General features: G+C 68.0%; 14 protein-coding genes. 12 read left to right on the top strand and 2 right to left on the bottom strand.

What is annotated here, in order from left to right:
* The first annotated feature begins 202 nt into the window (after positions 1-202).
* From ACN8ZM_RS26255 to ACN8ZM_RS26210, 10 genes are all read left to right on the top strand, one after another.
* On the top strand, positions 203-1,576 hold the full coding sequence (locus ACN8ZM_RS26255) for an undecaprenyl-phosphate glucose phosphotransferase (RefSeq protein WP_122949728.1): 1,374 nt from the start codon (positions 203-205) through the stop codon (positions 1,574-1,576).
* Between the two features lie 73 nt (positions 1,577-1,649).
* Positions 1,650-3,062 carry a UDP-glucose dehydrogenase family protein gene (locus ACN8ZM_RS26250; protein ID WP_043177890.1) on the top strand — a complete coding sequence of 471 codons (1,413 nt, stop codon included), beginning with the start codon at positions 1,650-1,652 and terminating at the stop codon, positions 3,060-3,062.
* A 30-nt stretch (positions 3,063-3,092) separates the two neighbouring features.
* The gene (locus tag ACN8ZM_RS26245; RefSeq protein ID WP_043177889.1) at positions 3,093-3,536 is read left to right on the top strand and encodes a low molecular weight protein-tyrosine-phosphatase; all 444 of its coding nucleotides are present in this window, start codon (positions 3,093-3,095) and stop codon (positions 3,534-3,536) included.
* Entirely contained in the window at positions 3,530-4,708 is a 1,179-nt protein-coding gene (locus ACN8ZM_RS26240; protein ID WP_043177888.1) for a polysaccharide biosynthesis/export family protein, read from the top strand. The genes ACN8ZM_RS26245 and ACN8ZM_RS26240 overlap by 7 nt, the downstream gene beginning before the upstream one ends.
* Positions 4,709-4,758: 50 nt before the next feature.
* Positions 4,759-6,984 carry a polysaccharide biosynthesis tyrosine autokinase gene (locus tag ACN8ZM_RS26235; RefSeq protein ID WP_043177886.1) on the top strand — a complete coding sequence of 742 codons (2,226 nt, stop codon included), beginning with the start codon at positions 4,759-4,761 and terminating at the stop codon, positions 6,982-6,984.
* A gap of 64 nt (positions 6,985-7,048) precedes the next feature.
* Complete coding sequence (locus ACN8ZM_RS26230; protein ID WP_301768041.1) at positions 7,049-8,008, top strand: glycosyltransferase family 2 protein; 960 nt, start codon at positions 7,049-7,051, stop codon at positions 8,006-8,008.
* A gap of 46 nt (positions 8,009-8,054) precedes the next feature.
* The gene (locus ACN8ZM_RS26225) at positions 8,055-9,191 is read left to right on the top strand and encodes a glycosyltransferase family 4 protein (protein WP_420211172.1); all 1,137 of its coding nucleotides are present in this window, start codon (positions 8,055-8,057) and stop codon (positions 9,189-9,191) included.
* Between the two features lie 10 nt (positions 9,192-9,201).
* Entirely contained in the window at positions 9,202-10,674 is a 1,473-nt protein-coding gene (locus tag ACN8ZM_RS26220) for an O-antigen ligase family protein (RefSeq protein ID WP_420211171.1), read from the top strand.
* Entirely contained in the window at positions 10,671-11,855 is a 1,185-nt protein-coding gene (locus tag ACN8ZM_RS26215; RefSeq protein ID WP_043177882.1) for a glycosyltransferase family 4 protein, read from the top strand. The genes ACN8ZM_RS26220 and ACN8ZM_RS26215 overlap by 4 nt, the downstream gene beginning before the upstream one ends.
* Positions 11,855-13,021, top strand: a complete 1,167-nt coding sequence (locus ACN8ZM_RS26210; RefSeq protein WP_043177880.1) for a glycosyltransferase family 4 protein — start codon at positions 11,855-11,857, stop codon at positions 13,019-13,021. The genes ACN8ZM_RS26215 and ACN8ZM_RS26210 overlap by 1 nt, the downstream gene beginning before the upstream one ends.
* 130 nt (positions 13,022-13,151) lie before the next feature.
* Here ACN8ZM_RS26210 and ACN8ZM_RS26205 read toward each other — a convergent pair whose 3' ends face one another.
* Positions 13,152-14,387 (bottom strand): MFS transporter, encoded by a 1,236-nt coding sequence (locus ACN8ZM_RS26205; RefSeq protein ID WP_301768044.1) that lies wholly within the window; start codon positions 14,385-14,387, stop codon positions 13,152-13,154.
* A 154-nt stretch (positions 14,388-14,541) separates the two neighbouring features.
* Here ACN8ZM_RS26205 and ACN8ZM_RS26200 point away from each other — a divergent pair, with 154 nt between their 5' ends.
* Together ACN8ZM_RS26200 and ACN8ZM_RS26195 are read left to right on the top strand one after the other, a co-directional pair.
* A complete protein-coding gene (locus ACN8ZM_RS26200; RefSeq protein WP_196249761.1) occupies positions 14,542-15,012 on the top strand; it encodes a winged helix-turn-helix transcriptional regulator in 471 nt (156 codons plus the stop codon).
* A gap of 68 nt (positions 15,013-15,080) precedes the next feature.
* The gene (locus tag ACN8ZM_RS26195) at positions 15,081-16,016 is read left to right on the top strand and encodes a hypothetical protein (protein ID WP_420211170.1); all 936 of its coding nucleotides are present in this window, start codon (positions 15,081-15,083) and stop codon (positions 16,014-16,016) included.
* Positions 16,017-16,026: 10 nt separating this feature from the next.
* Here ACN8ZM_RS26195 and ACN8ZM_RS26190 read toward each other — a convergent pair whose 3' ends face one another.
* Positions 16,027-17,475, bottom strand: a complete 1,449-nt coding sequence (locus ACN8ZM_RS26190; protein ID WP_420211169.1) for an MFS transporter — start codon at positions 17,473-17,475, stop codon at positions 16,027-16,029.
* Between the last annotated feature and the right edge of the window lie 182 nt (positions 17,476-17,657).

The raw sequence follows: 17,657 nt of genomic DNA, 5'->3' as shown, positions 1-17,657 counted from the left end.
TTCCTGAGCATTTCGGGAAAACCTGCCGATTTAATTCAAAAACTTCGCGGCAAGAATTTCCGATTATTTTTCGAAATACTTGTGCGCTTGAGGAGGAATTTTCTTACCGCTTCAATAGCGTCATGCAACGTTTGAATCGAATGTGCGGCACGGGTCGCACAAGGAGCTGTTCGGCAAACGCCTGTTCAAAGAGGAAGCAGACATGTTGAGCGTGCTGGCGAGAGTCATCGATATCGCGATGGTCGTGATGGGGGCGTTGATCGCCGCCACGCTGCACGGTGGCAGCATCTGGCTCAACGACCTGCAGCGCACGATGATGCTGTTCGACTGCCTGCTCGTCGTCGTGTGCTTTCCTGCCTTCGGCATCTACCAGTCGTGGCGCGGCAAGCGTCTCGTCGGGCTGGTGGGGCGGGTTGCGTTCGCGTGGCTCGTGGTCGAGCTCGCGGGCATCCTGTTGAGCTTCAGCTTTCATCAGTCGGGCGACCTGTCGCGGCTGTGGCTGGGTTACTGGGCGCTCGTGACGATGGCGCTGCTCGTCGGTTCGAAGGCCTGCGTGCACGTCGTGCTGCGGCAGCTGCGTCGCGGCGGCTACAACCTGAAGGCGGTCGCGATCGTCGGCGGTACGCCGGCGGCGCGGCGGCTGATTGCGCAGATGCGGGCGCGGCCGGAAGCCGGTTTCAATCCGGTGTGCGTGTACGACGAAAGCGAAGCGCCGGGCGAAGTCGCGCTCGACGACGTGCGCATCGAGCGGCAGTTCGACTCGCTGGTGTGGCTGGTGCGCAGCCGTGCGATCAGCGAGCTGTGGCTCACGCTGCCGATCACGGAGGAGCGCCGGATTCACCAGATCGTGACGGTGTTCCGCCACGACTTCGTGAACATCCGCTTCATCCCGGACGTGCGCACGCTGTCGTTCTTCAACCAGGAAGTGGTCGAGGTGCTCGGCGTGCCGGCGATCAACCTTGCGGCGTCGCCGATCACCGACGTGCGGATCCTGCCGAAGTTCGTGTTCGACCGGGCGTTCGCGCTGGTGGCGCTCACGGGCCTCGCACCGGTGATGCTGCTGATCGCGTGCCTGATCAAGCTGACGTCGCGCGGGCCGGTGTTCTTCCGCCAGAAGCGCAAGGGCATCGACGGGCACGAGTTCGAGATCTACAAGTTTCGCTCGATGAAGGTGCACCAGGAAGTGGCGGGGCAGGTCACGCAGGCGAAGAAGAACGATTCGCGCGTGACGCCGGTCGGCCGGTTCCTGCGTCGCACGAGCCTCGACGAGCTGCCGCAGTTCATCAACGTGCTGAAGGGCGAGATGTCGGTGGTCGGCCCGCGCCCGCATGCGCTTGCGCACGACGACATCTACAAGGATCTGGTCAAGGGCTACATGTTCCGCTACCGGATCAAGCCGGGCATCACCGGGTGGGCGCAGATCAACGGCTTTCGCGGCGAGACCGACCAGATCGAGAAGATGATGGGACGCGTGAAGCTCGATCTGTACTACATGCAGAACTGGTCGTTCTGGCTCGACATCAAGATCGTCGTGCTGACGCTCTGGAAAGGCTTCACCGGCAGCAACGCTTACTGAGTCTCGAGGCCGCGCCACGCAGGCATTCCGGCTTTACGAATTTCGAATCATTGGTCAAGAGGTCCGACACATCATGAATCTGACTATCATCGGCAGCGGTTACGTAGGTCTTGTCACCGGCGCCTGTCTCGCCGACATCGGGCACGACGTGTTCTGTCTCGACGTCGACCAGGCAAAGATCGACATCCTGAACAACGGCGGCGTGCCGATCCACGAGCCGGGACTCAAGGAAGTGATCGCGCGCAACCGCTCGGCGGGCCGCCTGCGGTTCTCGACCGACATCGAGGCCGCGGTCGCGCACGGCGACGTGCAGTTCATCGCGGTCGGCACGCCGCCCGACGAGGACGGCTCGGCCGACCTGCAATACGTGCTCGCGGCGGCGCGCAACATCGGCCGCCACATGACGGGCTTCAAGGTGATCGTCGACAAGTCGACGGTGCCGGTCGGCACGGCCGAGCGCGTGCGCGCGGCGGTGGCGGAAGAGCTCGCGAAGCGCGGCGCCGACCAGATGTTCTCGGTCGTGTCGAATCCGGAATTCCTGAAGGAAGGCGCCGCGGTCGACGATTTCACGCGGCCGGACCGCATCGTGATCGGCTGCGACGACGACGTGCCGGGCGAGCGCGCCCGCGAGCTGATGAAGAAGCTGTACGCGCCGTTCAACCGCAACCACGAACGCACGCTGTACATGGACGTGCGCTCGGCCGAGTTCACGAAATACGCGGCGAACGCGATGCTCGCGACCCGCATTTCGTTCATGAACGAACTGGCGAACCTCGCCGACCGCTTCGGCGCGGACATCGAGGCCGTGCGCCGCGGGATCGGCTCCGATCCGCGCATCGGCTATCACTTCCTGTATGCCGGCTGCGGCTACGGCGGCTCGTGCTTCCCGAAGGACGTCGAGGCGCTGATCCGCACGGCCGACGAGAACGGGCAGGCCCTGCAGATCCTGAAGGCGGTGTCGTCGGTCAATGCGACGCAAAAGCGCGTGCTCGCCGACAAGATCGTCGCGCGCTTCGGCGAAGACCTGACCGGCCGCACGTTCGCCATCTGGGGCCTCGCGTTCAAGCCGAACACCGACGACATGCGCGAGGCGCCGAGCCGTGAGCTGATCGCCGAGCTGCTGTCGCGCGGGGCGCGCATCGCCGCGTACGACCCGGTCGCGCAACAGGAAGCGCGCCGCGTAATCGCGCTCGATCTCGCCGATCACCCGAGCTGGCTCGAGCGCCTGAGCTTCGTCGACGACGAGGCGCAGGCCGCCCGCGATGCCGACGCGCTCGTGATCGTCACCGAATGGAAGATTTTCAAGAGCCCCGACTTCATCGCGCTCGGCCGCCTGTGGAAGACGCCGGTGATCTTCGACGGCCGCAACCTGTACGAGCCGGAGACGATGAGCGAGCAGGGCATCGAATACCACCCGATCGGCCGGCCGGGCTCGCGCCAGGCCGTCGCCGCCCGTGTGCCGGGCACCGCGCCTGCAAGCGCGTAACCCGTTTCCCGTCACTCGTTACGAGACGCCATGTTCCGGAACATCCTGATCGTCTGCCACGCGAACGTCTGCCGCAGCCCGGCAGCGGAAATGCTGTTCAAGTCGCACGTCGCGTCACGCGGCGGCCCGCGCCCGACGTTCCACTCGGCGGGCGTGCATGCGAACGACGGCGACGGCATCGATCCGGTGATGCGTCAGCTGCTTGCCGAGCGGGGCGTCGATGCGACGACCCACCGCTCGCGGCGGCTGTCGCGCCGGATCGTGCGCGACGCCGACCTGATTCTCGTCAGCGAGCGTGGACAGATCAAGGCCGTCGAATCGGTCGATCCGTTCGCGCGCGGCAAGGTCCACCTGCTCGGCAAGTGGGAAGGGGCCGAGATTGCCGACCCGCACGGCGGCCCCGAGGCCGATTACCGCGAGAGCTACTCACTGATCGAACGTCTGGTTCAAGGATGGCTACAGAAACTATGCTGAAACGCCCGATGCGCCCGGTGGCGCTTGCCGTCGCGCTGACGACTTTCCTGTCAGCCTGTGCAACCGCTCCCGGCAACTACCTCGACTCGTCGAACCTGAAGGACGAAGGCCGGCAGGAAGCGGCCGAAACCTATCCGGTTCATTACATCGACGCCAAAGTGGTGATGGACCAGCTGCAGAAAGCGCAGGTCGACCATCCGCTGCCGCCCGGACGTTACACCGATCCGTCGGAGTACGTGTACCGCGTCGGCCCGCAGGACATCCTCGGCGTCACCGTGTGGGACCACCCCGAGCTGACGACGCCGCAGGGCCAGTCGTTCTCGAGCGGCGGCAACACGACGCAGTCGGTCGCCGGCGCGCTGCAGCAGCCGTATACGACCGCGCTGCCGGGCCAGGCCGATCCGTACGGCCAGACGGTCGCATCCGACGGCACGATCTTCTTCCCGTTCGTCGGCCGCATCAAGGTGGCCGGCAAGACGGTCGCGCAGATCCGCGAGCAGATGGCCACCACGCTGTCGCGCTACGTGAAGAATCCGCAGCTCGACGTGCGCGTGCTGTCGTTCCGCAGCCAGAAGGTGCAGGTGACGGGCGAGGTGAAGCAGCCGGGCCCGCTCGCGGTGAGCGACGTGCCGCTGACGCTCGTCGACGCGATCTCGCGCTCGGGCGGCTCGACCAACGAGGCCGACCTGCAGCGCGTGCGCCTGACGCGCGACGGCAAGCTCTACACGCTCGACGCGAACGGCGTGCTCGATCGCGGCGAAGTGAAGCAGAACGTGATGCTGCAGCCGGGTGACATCATCAACGTGCCGGACCGCAGCGACAGCCGCGTGTTCATCATGGGCGAGGTCAAGACGCCGGTCACGGTGCCGATGCTCAAGGGCAAGCTGACCCTCGCCGATGCGCTGACGTCCGGCGGCGGCATCCTCGACACGGATGCGAACCCGCGCAAGATCTACGTGATGCGCGGGATGCATGACAACCCGACGAAGCCGGAAGTGTTCCGTCTCGACATGACGCAGCCGGATGCGCTGATGCTGTCGAGCCGCTTCCCGCTTCAGCCGCTCGACGTCGTCTACGTCAGCACGGCCAGCTCGGTGCAGTTCAACCGTGTGCTGCAGCAGGTGCTGCCGACGATCCAGACGATCTTCTTCATGCGACAAATCACGCGCTGATAGCCCGCCGGGGCGGCGCCTCCGCCCCGGCACCACTCAAGCGGGAACGAATGGTGAACACGCAAGCGAAACACTCCTACGCGGATCTGTCCGCGAAAACCGAGGAAGAGGACGTCGTCCTCGGCCAGTTGCTCCAGGTGATCATGGACGACATCTGGCTGCTGCTCGGCATCGCGGTGACGGTCGTCGCGCTCGCCGGCCTCTACTGCTTCGTCGCGAAGCCGGTCTATCAGGCCGACGTGCACGTGCGGGTCGAGGGCAACGACAACACGTCGCAGGCGCTCACGCAGACGCAGACGGGCGCGTCGATCAACAGCGGCCCGCAGCAGGCGCCGACCGACGCGGAAATCGAGATCATCAAGAGCCGCGGCGTGGTCGCACCGGTGGTCGAGCAGTTCAAGCTGAACTTCTCGGTCGTGCCTAAGACGCTGCCGGTGATCGGCAGCTTCGCCGCGCGCGTCGCGACCCCGGGCGAACCGGCGCGGCCGTGGCTCGGCCTGAAGTCGTACGCCTGGGGCGGTGAAGTCGCCGACGTCGATTCGATCAACGTCGTGCCCGCGCTCGAAGGCAAGAAGCTGACGCTGACAGCCGGCCCGAACGGCACCTATTCGATCGTCGACCAGAACGGCATGCGGCTGCTGTCGGGTCATGTCGGCGAATCGGCGCAGGGCGGCGGTGTGACGCTGCTCGTGTCGAAGCTCGTCGCGCGCCCCGGTACGCAGTTCACGGTGGTCCGCTACAACGATCTCGACGCGATCAGCGGCTTCCAGACCGGCATCCAGGTGACCGAGCAGGGCAAGCAGACGGGCGTCGTGCAGATCTCGCTCGAAGGCAAGGACCCGGACCAGACCGCCGCGATCGCGAACGCACTCGCGCAGTCGTACCTGAACCAGCACGTGGTCGCGAAGCAGGCCGAAGCGACCAAGATGCTCGACTTCCTGAAGGGCGAGGAGCCGCGCCTGAAGGCCGACCTCGAACGCGCGGAAGCCGCGCTGACGCAGTATCAGCGCACGTCGGGCTCGATCAACGCGAGCGACGAGGCGAAGGTCTACCTCGAAGGCAGCGTGCAGTACGAGCAGCAGATCGCCGCGCAGCGCCTGCAACTCGCGTCGCTCGCGCAGCGCTTCACCGATTCGCACCCGATGGTGATCGCCGCGAAGCAGCAGCTCGCGGAGCTGCAGGGCGAGAAGGACAAGTTCAGCAACCGCTTCCGCAGCCTGCCGGCCACCGAAGTGAAGGCCGTCCAGCTGCAGCGTGACGCGAAGGTTGCCGAGGACATCTACGTGCTGCTGCTGAACCGCGTGCAGGAGCTGTCGGTGCAGAAGGCCGGCACGGGCGGCAACATCCACCTCGTCGACTCGGCGCTGCGTCCGGGCGATCCGGTCAAGCCGAAGAAGGTGCTGATCCTGTCGGCCGCGGTGTTCCTCGGGCTGATCCTCGGCACGGGCGTCGTGTTCCTGCGCCGCAACATGTTCCAGGGCATCGAGGATCCGGACCGCATCGAGCGCGCGTTCAACCTGCCGCTGTACGGGCTGGTGCCGCAAAGCGCCGAGCAGGTGAAGCTCGACGCGCAGGCCGAGAAGGGCGGCAGCCGTGCGCGGCCGATCCTCGCGAGCCTGCGTCCGAAGGATCTCAGTGTCGAGAGCCTGCGCAGCCTGCGCACTGCAATGCAGTTCGCGATGATGGACGCGAAGAACCGCGTGATCGTGCTGACGGGCCCGACGCCCGGCATCGGCAAGAGCTTCCTGACGGTCAACCTCGCGGTGCTGCTCGCCCATTCGGGCAAGCGTGTGCTGCTGATCGACGCCGACATGCGTCGCGGCCTGCTCGACCGTTACTTCGGCCTTACGTCGCAGCCGGGCCTGTCCGAGCTGCTGAGCGACCAGTCGGCGCTCGAAGATGCCGTGCGCGAGACGCCGGTGCAGGGTCTGTCGTTCATCTCGGCCGGCACGCGCCCGCCGAACCCGTCGGAGCTGCTGATGTCGACGCGCCTGCCGCAATACCTCGAAGGGCTCGGCAAGCGCTACGACGTCGTGCTGATCGATTCGCCGCCGGTGCTGGCGGTGACCGACGCGACCATCATCGGCCGCATGGCCGGCTCGACGTTCCTCGTGCTGCGCTCGGGCATGCATACCGAGGGCGAGATCGCCGACGCGATCAAGCGCCTGCGCACCGCGGGTGTCGACCTGGAAGGCGGGATCTTCAACGGCGTGCCGCCGAAGGCGCGTGGCTACGGCCGCGGCTATGCGGCCGTGCATGAATACCTGAGCGCCTGATCCGCATCGCACGTAACCGGGCGGGCAGCGAGCGTTGCCCGCCCGGCCGACAGGAGAACCAACGATGAAAATTTCCGTGCTCGTTCCGACCTATCGGCGTCCCGCCGACCTCGCGCGCTGCCTGGCGGCGCTGCAGCGGCAGCATCGGCTGCCCGACGAGGTGATCGTCGTCGCGCGCCCGGAGGACGACGCCACGCACGAACGGCTCGCCGATCCGGCGGTCGGCGGCGCGCTGCCGCTGCGCATCGTGCCGGTCGAGGTGCCGGGCCAGGTCGCCGCACTGAACAAGGGGCTCGACTCGGCGAACGGCGACGTCGTCGCAATCACCGACGACGACGCGGCGCCGCATCCCGACTGGCTTGCCCGCGTCGAGTCGGTGTTCGCAGCCGATCCGCGCGTGGGCGCGGTCGGCGGGCGCGACTGGGTGCACGAGAAGGGCCGCGTGCTCGACGAATCGCGCGAACTCGTCGGCCAGCTCACGCTGTCCGGCAAGATCGTCGGCAATCATCATCTCGGCGTCGGCGGTGCGCGCGAAGTCGACATGCTGAAAGGCGCGAACATGAGCTATCGCCGTGCCGCGATCGAGCGGCTGCGCTTCGACACGCGGCTGCGCGGCGCCGGGGCGCAGGTGCACAACGACATGGGTTTCAGCATGCGCGTGCAGCGCGACGGCTGGAAGCTCGTCTACGACCCGGCAATCGCGGTCGATCATTTCCCGGCCGAGCGCTTCGACGACGACCGGCGCGATGCCGCGTCGCTGAATGCGATCAGCAACGGCGCGTACAACATGCACCTGATCCTGCGCGAGCATCTGTCGCCGGTCCGGCGCGAGATCGCGTGGTGGTGGTGGACGCTGGTCGGTACGCGCGTCTACCCGGGCCTCGCGCACGTGCTGCTGTCGCTGCATACGGCCAAGCGCGAGCGGATCCGCGAGCACTGGCGCGCGGTGCGCCGCGGCGCGCGCGATGCCCGCCGCGCGAACCTTGCCCCCCATCGTGCGGCGATGCCGCCGGTGACGTCTTGAACGAGCCGCGCGCGCAACGTCGCGCGGCCACCCTCGGAGGGCTCGAATGACTGCAACCAAGGTCCACGTTCACCTGTTTTACGGCGCCGATCCGCGTACCTACCGGAAAGGCGAGGACATCGGCTGCCTGTACGGCTATCACCATGCCGAATCCGACGAATTCCGGCTGACCTATTCGCAGGATGGCGGCGAGAACCGCGTAGCCAGCCTTGCGCGCCGTGCGCTGAAGGCGGCGCTCGGCTTCGACGTCGTGCATGCGTGGCGCAACCGCGCGGCGCTGCTGAACACCGACGTGATCTGGACGCACACGGAGCAGGAGCATCTCGCCGCTTCGCTGATCCTGAAGCTCGCCGGTGCACAGGGCAAGCGCCCGCTGCTGCTCGCGCAGAGCGTGTGGCTGTTCGACAAGTGGGGCAGCTTCGGCGGCCCGCGCCGCTGGCTGTACCGCAAGCTGATCGCGCGCGCCGACGCGCTGACCACGCTGGCGCGCGACAACGCCGACCTGTGCCGCCGCTATCTCGGCCGCGACGCCGAGTTCGTCTACTACGGGCTGAACACGCAGGACTTCCCGATCAACGAGCCGCAGCAATGGCAACCGAACCGGCCGCTGCGGATCGCGGCGATCGGCAACGACCGCGACCGCGACTGGCGCACGTTCCTCGCCGCGTTCGGCGGCGACGAGCGCTACGACGTGCGGCTCGCGACGCGCCGCCGCGTGCCGCGCGAGTGGCATGCGCCGAACGTGAAGATCGGCTCGGCGTCGGGACTCGCGAAGCAGCACGAGCTGTACGCGTGGGCCGACGTGATCGTCGTGCCGCTGCGGCCGAACTTCCACGCGTCGGGCATTACCGTGATGCTCGAGGCGGCGGCCGTCGGCAAGCCGATGATCGTGTCCGACGTCGGCGGGCTCAGCGACTACTTTCCGCACGATACGGCCGCCTATGTGCCGGCGTTCGACGCACAGGCGATGCGTCAGGCCGCCGATCGCTTCGTGGCCGATCCGGCCGCGGCGCTGGGCTGCGCGCAGGCCGCTGCCGCGTGCCTGCGCGAGCGCGACCTGACCACGCAGGCGTTCGCCGAGCAGCACGTGCGGATCACGCGCGACATGCTGCGCCGGCGCCGGACGCCGGCAGCCGCGGGCCTGGCGATGCCGCTCGCGGATTCGCGACCGTCGTCGCGGTGAGAGCGGATCGATGAGTACGATTACCGCCGAACGCGCGCCGTCGCGCAACCGCAACCGCAGCTGGCTACCCGAGCCGAAGCACTGGGTCGGGCAGGCCGGGCTGTGGACGTTCACCGCCGCGCTGATCGCCATTCACCAGGGCAAGGTGCTGACGCTCGCGTTTCCGGTGCTGGCCATCGCGGTCGGCATCTGGCTGTATTTCAAGAGTCCGGCGCGCTACGTCGGCTTCATGTGGTGGGTGTGGTTCCTGAGCCCGGAAGTGCGGCGTCTCGCCGACTGGTCGAAGGGCGCGTTCACGCCAACGAGCCTGATCCAGGTCGCGCCGCTCGCGGTGACGATGATCGCCGGCCTCGGGCTGATCCGGCATTACCGCGTGCTCGCGCAGCGGCGCGGGATCCCGATTCTGCTGATGCTGTTCGGGCTCGCGTACGCGTACCTCGTCGGGATCGTGTCGAGCGGCGTGATGGCCGCGACCTACGACCTCGCGAACTGGGTGTACCCGGTGCTGATCGGCTTTCACATCATGGTCAACGCGCGCGACTACCCCGAGTACCGCGACGTGCTGCTGTCCACGTTCATGTGGGGCATGCTGGTGATGGGCGTGTACGGCGTCGTGCAGTACTTCGTGATGCCGCAGTGGGACGTGCTGTGGATGATCGGTTCCGACATGGGTTCGCAGGGTGAGCCGGTGCCGTACGGCGTGCGCGTGTTCAGCACGATGAACTCGTCGGGGCCGTTCGCGTTCGCGATGATGGGCGCGCTGGTGTTCGTGCTCGCGGCACCGCAGAAGATCCGCTGGTTCGCGGGGGCGGCCGGCTTCGTGTCGTTCGCGCTGTGTCTCGTGCGCTCGACGTGGGGCGGCTGGGTGATCGCGCTCGCGATCCAGCTCGTGCAGTCGAACAACCGCGTGCGGATGCGGATCCTGATCAGCGGCGTCGTGCTGGTCGGGCTGTGCGTGCCGCTGCTGACCGTCGGGCCGGTGGCCGATCGCCTCGGCCAGCGTCTCCAGTCGATCACGAACCTGAAGGACGACCGCAGCTACGACGACCGCAACAAGTTCTACGCGACCTTCGCGCAGACGGCGTTTACCGACGTCGCCGGCGAAGGGATGGGCGCGACGGGCGCATCCACGAAGCTGTCGAGCGACAGCGGCGAACTCGGCAAGTACGGCAGCTTCGACAGCGGCGTGATGAACGTGCCGTTCGTGCTCGGCTGGCCCGGCACGCTGCTGTATCTCGCCGGCGTCGTGATGCTGTTCGGCCGCACGTTGCGCGCGGCGTTCAAGCTGCGCAAGGACAAGTTCGTCGGCGCGTGCCTGAGCCTGTGCCTGTCGACCTTCGCGATGCTCGTGTTCACGAACTCGCTGATCGGCACGGGCGGCCTGCTGATGTTCACAGCCATTTTTTCGATTCTTTCCGCGGCGCACTGGCAAAAGGCACAACGCCTGCTGGCCGCCGCGCGTTTACGGGGAGGCGACCATTGAGAATCGCGATCGTCACGCACGTCGTGCGACATAACGACGGGCAGGGCCGCGTCAATTACGAAATCGCGCGCGCGGCGCTGGCCGAGAACTACGAGGTCACGCTGGTCGCGTCGCACGTCGCGCCCGAGCTGCTGGCCGACCCGCGCGTGCGCTGGGTGCCGGTGAAGGTCGGCGGCTTCTGGCCGTCGAACCTCGTCAAGCAGCAGGTGTTCGCGCTGAAGAGCGCGGCCTGGCTGCGCGCGCACCGCGACGAGTACGACGTGCTGCACGTGAACGGCTTCATTTCGTGGATCAAGGCCGACGTGAATACCGCGCACTTCGTGCACGGCGGCTGGTTCAAGAGTCCGTACTATCCGTTCGGGCCGACGAAGGGGCTGTGGTCGGCTTACCAGTACGTCTATACGCGCGTGAACACCACGCTCGAGCGCTGGGCATACCGGCGTTCGCGCGCGATCACGGCCGTGTCGCAGAAGGTGGCCGACGAGATCGCCGGGCTCGGCATCGACAGCCGCAAGATCAGCGTGATCTACAACGGCGTCGACACCAGCGCCTTCGCGGGCGCGCAGGCCGATCGCGCGGCGTTCAAGCTGCCGGACGATGCGTTCCTGCTGCTGTTCGTCGGCGACCTGCGCACGCCGCGCAAGAACCTCGGCACCGTGCTGAAGGCGCTGACGAAGCTGCCGGCGAACGTGCATCTCGCGGTGGCGGGCTATCTGCCCGGCAGCCCGTATCCGGACGAGGCGCGCGCGCTCGGCATCGATTCGCGCGTGCATTTCCTCGGTCTCGTGAAAAACATGCCGACGCTGATGCGCTCGGTCGACGCATACGTATTCCCGTCGCGCTATGAAGCGATGAGCCTGTCGCTGCTCGAGGCGATGGCGGCCGGGCTGCCGGTCGTCACCGCGCGCACGGCGGGCGGCGCGGAAATCATTACGCGCGAATGCGGGATCGTGCTGGAGGATCCGGACGATCCGGCCGCGCTCGCGCAGGCGATCGGCACGCTCGCGGCATCGCGCGACACCTGTCGCGCGATGGGCGCCGCCGCCCGCGAACTGATGACCCGTTTCGGCTGGGCGCACATGGGCGCCCAGTATGTCGCGCTCTATCGGCGCATCGGCCAACCTTCGCAGCCGTCCGCTTTCGAGCGGGTCGAGCATGCGGTCACGCAGGAGCAGTCGTGATGTCCCAATCTTCCCGGCCGATCAAATCGTTGCAAATCGGCATGCACTGGTTCCCCGAACGCGCGGGCGGCCTCGACCGGATGTACTACTCGCTCGTCGGCGCGCTGCCGGGCGCGGGTGTCGAGGTGCGCGGGCTCGTTGCCGGCTCGCCGAAGGTCGCCGACGACACGGATGGTGCGATCCAGGGTTTCGGCCCCGCAACGGAATCGCTTGCGCGCCGGATGCTCGCCGCGCGGCGCGCGCTGCGCGAGGAGGTTCGCAGCGAGCGGCCGGACGTGATCTCGTCGCACTTCGCGCTGTACACGTTCCCCGGCCTCGACGTCACGCGCGGGATTCCGCAGGTGTCGCACTTCCAGGGGCCGTGGGCCGACGAAAGCCAGGTCGAGGGTGCCGCGTCGCTCGGGCAGCGCGCGAAGCGCTATCTCGAACAGGCCGTCTATACGCGTTCGTCGCGGCTGATCGTGCTGTCGCAGGCGTTCGGCCAGATCCTGACGAATCGCTACGGAATCGATCCGTCGCGTGTGCGCGTGATTCCCGGCTGCGTCGATACCGCGCAGTTCGACACGCCGCTCACGCCCGGCGAGGCGCGGCACAAGCTGCAACTGCCGCAGGACCGGCCGATCGTGCTGGCCGTGCGCCGGCTCGTGCGGCGCATGGGGCTGGAGGACCTGATCGACGCGATCGGCCTCCTCAAGCACCGTCACCCGGACGTGCTGCTGCTGATCGCCGGCAAGGGCAAGATCGGCGAGGAACTGCAGCAGCGCATCGATGCGGCCGGGCTGCAGGACAACGTGAAGCTGCTCGGCTTCGTGCCCGACAACCATCTCGCGGCGCTGTACCGCGCGGCGACGGTCAGTGTCGTGCCGACGGTCGCGCTCGAAGGCTTCGGGCTGATCACCGTCGAATCGCTCGCGTCCGGCACGCCCGTGCTGGTCACGCCGGTCGGCGGGCTGCCGGAGGCGGTCGCCGGGTTGTCCAGCGATCTCGTGCTGCCGTCCACCGGCGCGGACGCGATTGCGGAAGGTCTCGGCGCCGCACTGTCGGGCGCGATCACGCTACCCGACGAGGCTGCGTGCAAGCGCTATGCGCGCGATCATTTCGACAACGCGGTGATCGCGCGGCGCGTGGCCGGCGTGTACGAAGAGGCGATCCAGGCAGCGGGTTGAGTGCCCCCGGCGCGCAACCTGCGCGCCGAACCGAAAGCCGAACCGGTGCGCGTGCGCGGCCGGTTCGCGTGCCGGCCGCCTGCGAAGGGCAGGCGGGCCTTCTCCATCCGATACGCGGCGCCGGCACGCATCACGCGCGCCTGAGCGTCGCGGCCCAGACGCCGAGCGCCGCCACGCTCACGACGGCGCCGAGCACACAGACGCCCGTCCATCCGGCGCGTGCATACATCATCGTCGACGCAATCGCGCCGAGCCCGCTGCCGGCCGAATAGAACAGCATGTAGCAGCCGACGAGGCGCGCATGCGCATCGGGCCGCGCGCCGAGAATCATGCTCTGGTTGACGACGTGGACGGCCTGTCCGCCGATATCGAGCAGCACGATGCCGACGATCAGCCATGCAATCGACGTATTGCCGAACGCGAGCGGCAACCACGAACACGCGAGCAGCGCGAGCGCGGCGCCGGTCGTCGCTTCGCCGCGCCCGCGATCCGCGAGCCGGCCCGCGCGGGCGGCCGCCGCCGCACCCAGCGCGCCGACCAGGCCGAACGCGCCGATCTGCGTATGCGACATCGCGTGCGGCGGCGCGCTCAGCGGCAGCACCAGCGCGCTCCAGAAGATGCTGAATGCCGCGAACATCAGCAGCGCGATCGCGCCACGCACGCGCAGCACGCGTTCATTGCGCAGCAGCGACACCATCGATCGCAGCAGCGCCGCGTAGCCGATGCGCTCGCGCGGCCCGTTCTCGTCCGGCAACAGCCGCGACAGCACGACGAGCATGGCGATTGCGAGCGCGCCCGACACCAGATAGACGGCCCGCCAGCCCGCGATATCGGTGACGACGCCGGCCAGCGAGCGTGCGGCCAGCAACCCGACCACGACGCCGCCTTGCGCGGCCCCCACCACACGCCCGCGTTCGCCGGCGCCCGCCAGCGCGGCCGAGCACGCGATCAGCCCTTGCGTCATCGCGGTGCCGAGCAGCCCGACGGCGACCATCCCTGCCAGCAGCGCGACGCGCGTCGACGAGGCGGCGACACCGATGCAGGCCGCCGTCAGCAACAGGAGTTGCACGGTGATCAGGCGCTTGCGGTTCAGCAGGTCGCCGAGCGGGACGACGAACAGCAGCGCGAGCGCACAGCCGAGCTGCGTCGCGGTGATGACGCCGCCGACGGCCGCCTGCGACACGCCGAAATCCCGCGCGATCGAATCGAGCAGCGGCTGCGCGTAGTAGACGTTCGCGACACTGGTCGCGCAGCAGATGGCCAGCAACGCGACGCGCGCCGCGGACAGGCGGCCGTCGGCGGCCGGATGTGCTGCATGGGCAGGTGCGTTCGATGCAACGCTGCCGGAATGACAGGAAGAATCCATGAGTTCCCTTACGCAAAGTAGTTGCAAATTGAAACCAAAATGGAGTGTAGGAAAAGTAGTTTTAAAATGCAACTTGTTGTGCGGCGGGCGGAACGTCCGCGCACGGATGGCCGGCGGTGCCGAGAAGGCGGCCGGCGCGATGGCGGAGAGGAACATGGCCAGGCAGAAAAGTCTTGCGGATTCGCCGTGCCCGGTGGCACGGGCGACCGATATCGTCGGCGATCGCTGGGCATTGCTGATCGTGCGCGACGCATTCGACGGCGTGCGCCGGTTCGGCGATTTCCGCGCGAGCCTCGGCGTTGCGAGCAACATCCTGTCCGACCGGCTCAGGATGCTGGTGGACGCCGGCGTGTTCGACGTCGTGCCGGCGTCGGACGGTAGCGCGTATCAGGAGTACGCGCTGACCAAAAAGGGCGAAGGGCTGTTTCCGGTGATCGTGATGCTGCGGCAGTGGGGCGAGGCGAACCTGTTCGCGCGCGGCGAACCGCATTCGGTGCTGCTCGACCGCAGCACCGGGCGCGCGATCCGCAAGCTCGCGCTGCGGCATGACGACGGCCGGCCGTTGAAGGCGGCGGAGACGATCGTGAAGAAGATCGGCGACGCAGCCGGTACGACGCGACAGTGAGCGTCATGCGCGACGGCTGGGCCGTCGGATAGACTGTCGCGATCGTCGTCGACCGGAGCCGCATCGTCATGTCCCACCCGCTGGATTCCGCCGGTTATCGGCTGCTGCTCGACCTGCAGCGTCGCATCCACGACTACTGCGAGCGCGAGGGCGCCGAGGACGGGCGCGACCATGCCGATCCGGCTGAGCCGCTGTGGCAGACCGATTTCAACCATGTCACCGTCGCGCCGATGCGGGCCGGGCTGCATGTCCGGTACTTCGGCGGCGCCTGGGAGGAGCCGTTCGATTGGACGCTGCAATGTCTGGCCGAGCGGGACGTCGCGGCGCTCGTGACCGATCTCGCGTTCAGCGGCCTCGACGAAGGCGCGAACGGCACGCTCGAATGGGATTTCGGTCCGCTGCTCGATTCGGATGCGCGCTTCCCGATGCTGCGCTCGCTGTATGTGCGGCCGACCGAGCCGGCCGATCACAACCAGTCGATGATCGTGCGCCGCGACCTGATCATGCAGGAGGGCGGCGAGATTGCCCGCTTTGCCGCGAAGGCGCCGTTTCTCACCGAGCTGACGGTGCCGAATGCACCCGGCGCGCGCTTTTTCGACGTGCCGCTTGCGCATCTCCAGCGGCTGCGCATCGGCGGTGGAGACGACACGCAGCAGTTCATCGAGCGTCTTGCCGGCAGCGACAACCTGTCGTCGCTCGGCTGGCTCGATTTCTCCGAATCGACCGCGTTGCATTCGACCTGGAAGCGCGTGCGCGACGCCGGCAGCGTCACGTCGTTCGAGGCCTACGAGCGCTTGCTGAAGAGCCAGGCCGGCCAGCGGCTCCATACGCTGACGCTGAGAAATACCTGTCTCGATCGGGACGCGCTCGACGCGCTGCAGGCGCTGCATCCGCGGCTGTCGTTCATGGTGATCCAGGCCGGCCACGGCGGCTACGTGAGTCACTTCAAGGACAACGTGTTCCCGTGGCGTCACCTGGTCCAGCGCGACCCCGGCGACGCCTGACCGCCTTCGTTTAATCGGCCGCCGCCACGGCCTGACGCGCGGGCGATGCACCGCGATGCGCATCGGGCCGCACCCGCGTCGCGAGCAGCGCGGCGGCGACCAGCAGCGCGACCGACACGGCCGTTTCGATCCGCAACCCGGTCACGACCTGCGCCGCGCCGCCACCGCCGGCGAGCGCGCCGAACGCTGCGACACCCATCGCGCCGCCGGCCTGCCGCGCGGTATTCAGCACGGCCGACGCGATGCCGGCCCGCTCGGGCGCGACCGACGCGAGCACGGCGGTCGTCATCGCCGGCACCGCGAAACCCATGCCCGACGGAATCAGCAGGAACGGCACCAGCAGCACGGCCAGCGGCGTCGACGCGTCGATGAAATGCAGCGACCCGTAGCCGAGTGCGGCGACGAGCGCGCCCGCAAGCATCGGCGCACGCGGGCCGTGACGCGCCACGACGCGGCCGCTCGCGAGGTTCGACAGCAGGAAGCCGCCCGTCAGCGGCAGGAACGCGAGGCCCGCCTGCAACGCCGATTCGCCGCGTGCGCGCTGCAGGTACAGCGCGAGCACGAACACGGTGCCGTAGTACGTGAAGTTCACGCAGATCCCGAACAGCACGGCCGCGCTGAACGTGCGATGGCGGAACAGCGACAACGGCAGCATCGGCGTGGCCGTGCGCGCTTCCACCGCGACGAATGCGAGCGCGGCGAGTGCGGCCAGCGCGAAGCCGCCGGCGACGACCGGATGCGCGAAGCCGAGCGGCCGCCATTCGATCACCGCGCCGGTCAGCGCGGTCAGCATCGCGATCGCGATGAACTGGCCGCGCAGGTCGAGTGCACGGACGGAACGGGAAGGCGCGGCCGGCGTAGCCCCCACGCGGCGCGCGGGTACCCATGCCAAGGCGGCCGCCAGCCCGGCCGCACACAGCGGCAGGTTCACGAGGAAGATGCCGCGCCAGCCCCACGCCGCGATCAGCAGGCCGCCGACGACCGGGCCGGCCGCGATCGAAATCGACCCGGCTGCCGTCCATCCGCCGACGGCTCGCGCACGCAGGAGCGGGTCGTGCCGGCACGCGTCGTTGAGCAGTGCGAGCGAATTGGGCAGCATCGCCGCGGCGCCGACGCCCTGCAGCGCGCGCGCAGCGATCAGCATCGCGGGCGTGCTTGCGGCACCGCAGGCGAGCGACGCGAGCGCGAACAGCGCGAGGCCCGCGATGTACAGGCGGCGCGCGCCGAAGCGGTCGCCGAGCGCGCCGCCCGACAGCATCAGTACCGCGAACGCGAGCGTGTATGCATCGACGACCCACTGCAGGCCGGCGACCGGCAAGTGCAGGTCGCCGGCGAGATGCGCGAGTGCGATGTTGACGATCGTCACGTCGAGTTGCGTGACGACGAAGCCGGTGCTGACGGTCGCGACGATGCGGGCGAGCGCGGGCGGGAAGGCGGGGGAGGGGGCGGTCGTATCCATGAGTCAATCGTAGGACGCGGCGGCGGGCGATGTTTCAGCGGAACGTGAAGCGTCGAAGCGGGCGACAGGATGTGATGAGACGGTGAACGGGAGCGGCGAAGGCTGCGACTGGCTGGACGCCCGCGCGAATGCGGTTTGCCGAACCGTGCCGCTACGACGTGCGTTGACGCGGATTCACCGCC

It is taken from the genome of Burkholderia aenigmatica, from assembly GCF_048627025.1.
In the GTDB taxonomy this organism is placed as follows: Bacteria; Pseudomonadota; Gammaproteobacteria; order Burkholderiales; family Burkholderiaceae; genus Burkholderia; species Burkholderia aenigmatica.
Note: the sequence above shows the minus strand (reverse complement) of the source record. Positions and strands in the feature narration are given on the sequence as shown.

What these genes read in the sequence shown, in the direction of transcription:
- ACN8ZM_RS26255 (WP_122949728.1), top strand. Translation starts at nt 203, where the DNA reads ATGTTGAGCGTGCTGGCGAGAGTCATCGATATCGCGATGGTCGTGATG.
- ACN8ZM_RS26210 (WP_043177880.1), top strand. Translation starts at nt 11,855, where the DNA reads ATGTCCCAATCTTCCCGGCCGATCAAATCGTTGCAAATCGGCATGCAC.
- ACN8ZM_RS26200 (WP_196249761.1), top strand. Translation starts at nt 14,542, where the DNA reads ATGGCCAGGCAGAAAAGTCTTGCGGATTCGCCGTGCCCGGTGGCACGG.
- ACN8ZM_RS26245 (WP_043177889.1), top strand. Translation starts at nt 3,093, where the DNA reads ATGTTCCGGAACATCCTGATCGTCTGCCACGCGAACGTCTGCCGCAGC.
- ACN8ZM_RS26240 (WP_043177888.1), top strand. Translation starts at nt 3,530, where the DNA reads ATGCTGAAACGCCCGATGCGCCCGGTGGCGCTTGCCGTCGCGCTGACG.
- ACN8ZM_RS26190 (WP_420211169.1), bottom strand. Translation starts at nt 17,475, where the DNA reads ATGGATACGACCGCCCCCTCCCCCGCCTTCCCGCCCGCGCTCGCCCGC.
- ACN8ZM_RS26250 (WP_043177890.1), top strand. Translation starts at nt 1,650, where the DNA reads ATGAATCTGACTATCATCGGCAGCGGTTACGTAGGTCTTGTCACCGGC.
- ACN8ZM_RS26225 (WP_420211172.1), top strand. Translation starts at nt 8,055, where the DNA reads ATGACTGCAACCAAGGTCCACGTTCACCTGTTTTACGGCGCCGATCCG.
- ACN8ZM_RS26205 (WP_301768044.1), bottom strand. Translation starts at nt 14,387, where the DNA reads ATGGATTCTTCCTGTCATTCCGGCAGCGTTGCATCGAACGCACCTGCC.
- ACN8ZM_RS26230 (WP_301768041.1), top strand. Translation starts at nt 7,049, where the DNA reads ATGAAAATTTCCGTGCTCGTTCCGACCTATCGGCGTCCCGCCGACCTC.
- ACN8ZM_RS26220 (WP_420211171.1), top strand. Translation starts at nt 9,202, where the DNA reads ATGAGTACGATTACCGCCGAACGCGCGCCGTCGCGCAACCGCAACCGC.
- ACN8ZM_RS26195 (WP_420211170.1), top strand. Translation starts at nt 15,081, where the DNA reads ATGTCCCACCCGCTGGATTCCGCCGGTTATCGGCTGCTGCTCGACCTG.
- ACN8ZM_RS26235 (WP_043177886.1), top strand. Translation starts at nt 4,759, where the DNA reads ATGGTGAACACGCAAGCGAAACACTCCTACGCGGATCTGTCCGCGAAA.